This window comes from Pseudomonas sp. 39004 (genome assembly GCF_028682155.1).
Classification (GTDB): domain Bacteria; phylum Pseudomonadota; class Gammaproteobacteria; order Pseudomonadales; family Pseudomonadaceae; genus Aquipseudomonas; species Aquipseudomonas capeferrum.
The window spans coordinates 24,559-31,893 of record NZ_JANIAG010000053.1 but is presented as its reverse complement, the minus strand read 5'-3'; the positions used below and the strand labels follow the sequence as shown (position 1 = coordinate 31,893).

Annotated in this window: 6 protein-coding genes; 4 read left to right on the top strand and 2 right to left on the bottom strand. The window is 65.6% G+C overall.

Annotated features, from left to right (window positions below):
- Nucleotides 1-707: LysR family transcriptional regulator (locus tag NP534_RS11895; protein WP_274098821.1), on the bottom strand; the 707-nt coding region annotated here is incomplete at its 3' end.
- Between the two features lie 121 nt (nucleotides 708-828).
- On the bottom strand, nucleotides 829-1,485 hold the full coding sequence (locus tag NP534_RS11890; RefSeq protein WP_274098820.1) for an HAD family hydrolase: 657 nt from the start codon (nucleotides 1,483-1,485) through the stop codon (nucleotides 829-831).
- Between the two features lie 93 nt (nucleotides 1,486-1,578).
- Here NP534_RS11890 and lexA point away from each other — a divergent pair, with 93 nt between their 5' ends.
- From lexA to NP534_RS11870, 4 genes are read left to right on the top strand one after another with little or no spacing between them, the layout of a single operon-like run.
- A complete protein-coding gene (gene lexA, locus NP534_RS11885; RefSeq protein WP_033698044.1) occupies nucleotides 1,579-2,196 on the top strand; it encodes a transcriptional repressor LexA in 618 nt (205 codons plus the stop codon).
- Nucleotides 2,196-2,816, top strand: coding sequence for a translesion DNA synthesis-associated protein ImuA (imuA, locus tag NP534_RS11880; RefSeq protein ID WP_274098819.1), 621 nt, complete (start codon nucleotides 2,196-2,198; stop codon nucleotides 2,814-2,816). Before lexA ends, imuA begins: the two co-directional genes overlap by 1 nt.
- A 6-nt stretch (nucleotides 2,817-2,822) precedes the next feature.
- Nucleotides 2,823-4,241 carry a Y-family DNA polymerase gene (locus tag NP534_RS11875; RefSeq protein ID WP_274098818.1) on the top strand — a complete coding sequence of 473 codons (1,419 nt, stop codon included), beginning with the start codon at nucleotides 2,823-2,825 and terminating at the stop codon, nucleotides 4,239-4,241.
- Nucleotides 4,238-7,318, top strand: coding sequence for an error-prone DNA polymerase (locus tag NP534_RS11870; protein WP_274098817.1), 3,081 nt, complete (start codon nucleotides 4,238-4,240; stop codon nucleotides 7,316-7,318). Before NP534_RS11875 ends, NP534_RS11870 begins: the two co-directional genes overlap by 4 nt.
- Nucleotides 7,319-7,335: the final 17 nt, after the last annotated feature.

Sequence of the window (7,335 nt, the reverse complement as noted above, 5' to 3'; positions counted from 1 at the left end):
AGCAGGGTGAAGATATCGTTCACCTGCATGGCCACCTTGGGCTCGAACCCTGCCTGCTGGAATACCCGCGCACCGTCACGGTGGGTGGCGAAGCCTTGGGTCAGGGTGATGAACGTGGAGTCGGCGAGGTCTGCCAGGTCCACCTCGGCTTGTTCGGCAAAGGGCGAGTCGGTGGGGACGGCGAGGAAGATATCGTCGGAGAACAGCGGCAGTTGCTCGCAGGCGGGGTCGCTGACACTTTCATCGAGCGATACCAGGATGGCCTCCAGTTCGTGGTTTTTCAGGCGTTGCAGCAGGTCGACGTTCGAGCCCAGGGTCAGGTCGATGTTGAGCTCGCTGCGGCGCAGCTTCAGGCCCATGACCAGTTTTGGCACGGTCTTCACGGTCAGTGAATACAAGGCGCCAAGGCGGAAGCGTTCGGCGTAGAAGCCTGCGGCTTCGCGGGTCTGGCGCACCATCTGCTCGGCGTCCTGGATCAGCTGACGGGCTTTTTTCTCCAGTACGTAGGCGCTCTCCAGCGGAATCAGCTGGCGGCCTTCGTGCTTGAACAGCGGGCAACGCAGGGCGTTTTCCAGCGAGTGGATGGCGCGGTGCACGCTGACGGCACTGGTGGAGAGTTCGGCGGCGGCCCGGCCGAGGTTGCCACTGCGCATGAAGGCGAGGAAGGTTTCCAGCTTTTTCAGGGTCAGTTCTTCGTCGATGAGCATGTGGGGGCCTGGGGGAGGGGAGCGTGGGACAAATGTAGGCGCGAGCTTAGCTCGCGATGCGCCGCGCGGGCGGCGCTCGATCTCATAGGCGCTAGAGCGCTCAAGGCATGCTCCAAAGCCATCACCCCATCGATTCAATCAACGCCCACAACCGCGGATCATCAAAGTCCCGAATCACCAACCCAGCACCCGCCTCCATCAGCCGTTCAGCTGTCTGCGTAGTGGCTACCCCCACCGTAAAGATACCCGCCCCGCTGGCAGCCCTGACCCCGGGCAGCGAGTCCTCGAAGGCCAGCGCCTGACCGGCCACCGCGCCAAGGCGCTGCAACCCGGTCAGGTAGGGCAGCGGGTCCGGCTTGGCACGTTCAAGCTCTTCGGCCACCAGCACATGCTCGAAACGTGCCCCCAGCCCCATGGCCTGCAACATGTGCTCGGCATTGAGCCGCGGTGCGTTGGTGACCACGCACATGCCCAGGCCACAGGCCTGGGCGTGCTCCAGCAGGCGCAACAGCCCCGGCATCGGTTCGAGCGACGGCGCCAGCGAGCGGAATAACGCCTCTTTGCGGTCTGCCAGCGCCAGGCACTCCTGTGGGCTGGCATCGGCAAACAGCTCGGCGAACAGTGCGCCGTTGGCCCGGCCACTGACCTGCGCATCGAACTGGGCCTGGGAAAGTTCGCGGCCATCATGTTCACGCAGCAACTGGCGGAAAGCCTGCAAGTGCAGGGTATCGGTATCGGTAAGGGTTCCGTCGAGGTCGAACAGCAGGGCAGTCAGCATCAGGTATCCAAGTATGAAAAAACACAAGCCCAACGATCATAACCAAAGCTGACGACGAAGGGGGCTGTTCAGTGCGCTGCGAAAAGAGTACAAATGTGCTCCATGGACAATATGACCCCCAAACGCCGCGCCATTCTCGAATTCATTCGTGAGCGCATCACCGACCACGGCCAGCCACCGAGCCTCGCCGACATCGCCACGCGCTTCGGCTTTGCCTCGCGCAGTGTCGCGCGCAAGCACATCACCGCCCTGTGCCAGGCCGGTTACATCGACGTCACGCCAAACCAGGCCCGTGGCATTCGCCTGGCCCAGCCCCTGCGCCGCCCGGAAATCCTCGAAGTGCCGGTATTGGGCCAGGTCGCCGCAGGTGCGCCGATCGGCCCGGACCTCGGTATTCACGAGCAATTGCTGATCGACCCCAGCCTGTTCCGGCGCACACCCGATTACCTGTTGAAGGTGCGCGGCGACTCGATGATCGACGACGGCATCTTCGACGGTGACCTGGTCGGCATTCGCCAGCAGGGCGAGGCTCGTGACGGGCAGGTCGTGGTTGCCCGCCTGGACGGCGAGGTGACCATCAAGCGCTTGCAGCGCCAGGCCGGTGGTTACCGGCTGCTGCCACGCAACCCGGCCTATGCGCCGATCGATGTGGGGCCTGAACAGGCGTTCTTCATCGAAGGCGTGTTCTGCGGCCTGTTGAGGCGCGACTGATGGGCGCGGTGGTCGATCTCGACAGGCTGCTCGACCAGCGTCAGGTCTGGCGCGGCCGGCAGGTTCAGGCACGGCCCCTGGGGTTGCAGCCCACCGGCCATGCCGCGCTGGACCAACGCCTTGCCGAGGGCGGCTGGCCGGCCGCAGCACTCAGCGAACTGTTGCTGGCCAGCCCCGGTTGCGGTGAGCTGCAGTTGCTATGGCCTTCACTGGCACGCCTGACCGCTGAAGGCGGGCGGGTGGTGCTGGTCGCGCCGCCGTTTATTCCCTTTGCCCCTGCCTGGCAGGCAGCGGGGGTGGATTTACGCTGGCTGGTCCAGGTGGCCGCCGCGCCGGTCGACGCGCTCTGGGCGGCTGAGCAATGCCTGCGCTCGAGCAGTTGCGCCGCCGTGCTGTGCTGGCCAGAACGCGCCGATGACCGTGCACTGCGGCGCCTGCAGGTGGCCGCCGAGACCGGCCAGGCGCTGGCCTTCGCCTGTCGCCCGCAGCAGGCGGCAAACAATCCGTCGCCAGCCGCTTTGCGCATTGCCATCGACACCCGGCCAGCACAATGGCGCGTGCTCAAGAGCCGAGGTGGCATGCCCCCGGCGCAGCCCATCGCCTGCCCCGGGCAGGGCTGATGCATCATGCTCTGGGCCTGCATTCTGCTGCCACAGCTGGCGCTGGACACGGTGCTGCGCGAACGCGACGACCCCGATACGCCACTGGTGCTGATTGGCGGCCCCACTCAGCGGCGCGTCTTGCAGGCGGTCAACCCCGCTGCTGCGGCACTGGGCCTGCGTGCCGGGCAAACCCTGACGGCGGCCCGTGCCCTGGCCGATGGCTTCACTTGCGTGGAAGCCGACGGCAAACGCATCGAACAGTTGCAACAACTGCTGGCAGCCTGGGCCTATCGTTTCAGTGCCCAGGTGAGCCTGCATTACCCACGGGCGCTGCTGCTGGAAGTAGGCTCCAGCCTGCAATTGTTCGGCCCCTGGCCATTGTTCGAGGCACGCCTGCGCCAAGAGCTCAGTGAGCTGGGCTTGCGTCAGCGCATCGTGCTGGCCAGTAACCCGGTGGCGGCGCGCATGCTCGCCAATGGCCACGATGGCTTGGCGGTGACCTGCGCCGAAGAGGCGCGCGCAGTGCTGGCACGCATGCCAATCGAGCGTGTCGGGCTGCCTCAGGAGGCCGCCGAGGCCTTTGCCCGTATGGGGCTGCGCCAGCTCGGCCAGGTCATGGCCTTGCCTCGCGATGCCCTGGCCAAACGCTTTTCTGCCCAGGTCCAGCTGCACCTGGACCAATTGCTCGGCCTGCGTAGCTTGGGGTTGGCTTTCTACCAGCCGCCTGACCGCTTCGAAGCGCGTCTGGAGCTGAACTTTGACGTTGAATCGCACCAGGCGCTGCTGTTCCCATTGCGCAGAATGCTCAATGACCTTGGCGCGTTCCTGGCCGGGCGCGATTGCGGCGTGCAACGCTTCTGCCTGCACCTTGAGCATGCCGAAGGGCCTGACACGCAACTGCAGGTGGGGCTGCTGGCGGCCGAGCGTGATGCCGGCATGCTCTTCGAGTTGGCCAAAGGGCGGCTGGAGCCGCTGCAGCTGCGCGCCCCGGTTCGTAACCTGCGCCTGGTCGCCGATGACTTGCCACCCTTCGTGCCCCAGTACCAGGCGCTGTTCGACCCCCGAACCCAGCAGGCCCAGCCCTGGGAGCAACTGCGTGAGCGGTTGCGTGCGCGCTTGGGCGATGAGGCGGTAAAAGGGCTGAGCGCCGAGGCCGACCATCGCCCCGAATGTGCCTGGCAAGCGGTGGAGCAGGGCGAACGCGCGAGCCTGCAACTGATGCCAGGTAGCCGCCCCGGCTGGCTGCTCCCGACGCCTTTGGCCCTTGACGACGCAGGGCACCGCTTGTTGGGCCAAGCCGAGCGCATCGAATCGGGCTGGTGGGACGGTGGCGACGTGCGTCGCGACTACTACCGCATCGAAACCCGCGAAGGCCTGCGTGGCTGGGCCTACCGCGACCTCAGCCAGCCAGGCCCGTTGTGGCTGCAAGGCTGGTTCGCATGAATACGTTCGGCTATGCCGAATTGCATTGCCTGTCGAACTTCAGCTTCCAGCGGGGTGCGTCGAGTGCCGATGAGTTGTTCCGGCGTGCCCGCGAGCAGGGCTACCAAGCCTTGGCGATCACCGATGAGTGCACCCTGGCCGGTATCGTGCGCGCCTGGCAGGCGGCCAAGGAGCACCAGCTGCAACTGATTGTCGGCAGTGAAATGCGCCTGCAGGATGGCCCCAGGCTGGTGCTGCTGGCGGAAAACCTGGCGGGCTACCAGAGCCTGTGCGCACTGGTTACCCGTGCGCGACGGCGGGCGGAAAAGGGCGCGTATCAGGTGTTCGGCGATGACCTGCGCGCGCACAATGAAGGGTTGCTGGCGCTATGGATTGCCGACGACCCCGATGACCCTGCGCCTGGCCACTGGCTGCACACGTTGTTCGCCGAGCGGCTCTGGCTGGCGGTGCACTTGCACCGAGGCAGTGACGACGAGGTGCGCCTTGGCAAGCTTCGCGAACTGGCGGGCAAGGTCGGTATCCGCGCCGTGGCCTGTGGCGACGTGCACATGCACGTACGCGGTCGCCGTGCCCTGCAGGATTGCATGACCGCCATCCGCCAGCACTGCCAGGTAGCCGAGGCCGGGCGCCACCTGTTCGCCAATGGCGAGCGTCACCTGCGCACCCCGCAGCAGCTGCAGGAACTGTACCCCGCTGATTTGCTGGCCGAGACCCTGGCCGTTGCCGAGCGCTGCCGTTTCGACCTCAGCGAACTCAAGTACCAGTACCCGCGTGAACTGGTGCCCGAAAACCATACCCCCGCAAGCTGGCTGCGCGAACTGTGCGAGCGAGGCTTGCCGTTGCGCTGGCCGGCCGGGCCGAGCGACAAGGTGCGCGAAGTGCTGGCACAGGAGCTGGCACTGATCGAAGAGCTGGCTTACGAAAGCTACTTCTTGACCGTGCACGACATCGTCGCCTTCGCCCGCAGCCAGCATATCCTTTGTCAGGGCCGGGGTTCGGCGGCCAACTCGGTGGTGTGTTTCGTGCTGGGGATCACCGAACTCGACCCCATGCAGCACCGCCTGCTGTTCGAGCGTTTTCTGTCACGCGAGCGCAACGAGCCGCCCGACATCGACGTGGACTTCGAGCACGACCGCCGCGAAGAAGTGATCCAGTACGTGTTTCGTCGCTATGGCCGGCATCGCGCCGCACTCACCGCCGTGGTCAACACCTATCACGCTGCCGGTGCGGTGCGTGATGTGGCGCGGGTACTGGGGCTGCCGGCCGATCAGGTGGATGCATTGGCCAAGTGCTGCGGCCGCTGGAGTGATCGCATCCCCGATGCACAGCGCCTGGCCGAAGCGGGTTTCGAGGCCAGCAGCCCATCGTTGCGGCGGGTGCTGATTCTGGCCGCTGAGCTGATCGGCTTTCCCCGGCACCTGTCGCAACACCCTGGCGGCTTTGTCATCTCGCAACAGCCGCTCGACCAACTGGTGCCGGTGGAAAACGCCGCGATGCAAGACCGCACGGTGATCCAGTGGGACAAGGACGACCTGGACATGGTCGGGCTGCTCAAAGTCGATGTACTGGCCCTGGGCATGCTCAGCGCCTTGCGCCGTTGTTTCGACCTGCTGCAACGCCACCGTGGCCGGCAACTGACCTTGGCGAGCATTCCAGCTGAAGACCCGGCCACCTACGCGATGATCAGCCGGGCCGAGACCATGGGTGTGTTCCAGATCGAATCACGGGCGCAAATGGCCATGTTGCCTCGGCTCAAACCCACCACCTTCTACGACCTGGTGATCGAGGTGGCCATCGTGCGCCCCGGGCCGATCCAGGGCGACATGGTCCACCCTTACTTGCGCAGGCGCCTGAAGCAGGAACCGGTCACCTACCCCTCGCCGAAGTTGCAGGAAGTGTTCGAGCGTACCCTGGGGGTGCCGCTGTTTCAGGAACAGGTCATGGAACTGGCCATGGTGGCTGCCGACTACAGCCCGGGCGAGGCCGACCAGTTAAGGCGCAGCATGGCTGCCTGGAAGCGCCACGGTGGGCTGGAGCCGCACCGTGAGCGGCTGATACAGGGCATGTTGCGCAATGGTTACGACCTGTCGTTTGCCGAGCGCATCTTCGAACAGATCAAGGGCTTCGGCAGCTATGGCTTTCCTGAGTCTCACGCGGCCAGCTTTGCCTTGCTGTGTTATGCGAGCAGTTGGCTCAAGTGCCATGAGCCGGCCATTTTTACCTGTGCGTTGGTCAACAGTTGGCCCATGGGTTTCTACAGCCCCGACCAACTGCTGCAGGAGGCCAGGCGCCAAGGTATCGAGGTGCGGCCGGTGGATGTGTTTCACAGCGAGTGGGATTGCACGCTCGAGCGCGTGGCTGAAAGTGCCCTGGCCATTCGCCTGGGGTTGCGGCAGATTCGGGGCTTTGCCGAGGCCGATGCCCGGCGCCTGGAGCAGGCGAGGGCGCAACGGCCCTGGCGCGATGTCGAGGATCTGTGCTTGCGTGCAGGGCTCGACCAGCGTGCGCGCGCCCGCCTGGCGGACGCCGGGGCGCTGAGGGCCCTGGCGCGTGACCGCCACCAGGCGCGCTGGCAGGTGGCGGCCGTGCAACCGCAACTGCCCTTGTTCGCTGAAGTTGACGCAGCCCCGGAGGGCGCGGTGGCGCTACCGGCGCCGACCGTGGGTGAAGACCTGGTCAGCGATTATCAAACCTTGGGCACCACGCTTGGGCCACACCCGTTGACACTGCTGCGCCCACGCTTGCGCGCGTTGGGCTGTCGCAGTTCGTGCGAGCTGGCAGCTGTCGAGCATGGCGACAGCATTGCCGTGGCCGGGCTGGTGGTGGGCAGGCAACGCCCGCAAACCGCCAGCGGGGTGACGTTTGTGACGTTGGAGGATGAGTACGGCATGGTCAATGTGGTGGTGTGGCGTGACTTGGCCGAGCGGCAGCGGCGAGCATTAGTGGGCTCGCAATTGCTCAAGGTGAGCGGGCGGCTGGAGCAGGAGAATGGCGTTCGCCACCTGATCGCGCGGCGGCTGGAGGATGTCAGCCCCTTGCTGCAGGGGCTGGATGTCCGTAGCCGCGATTTTCACTGAGCCGTGTAGGGGCGGTG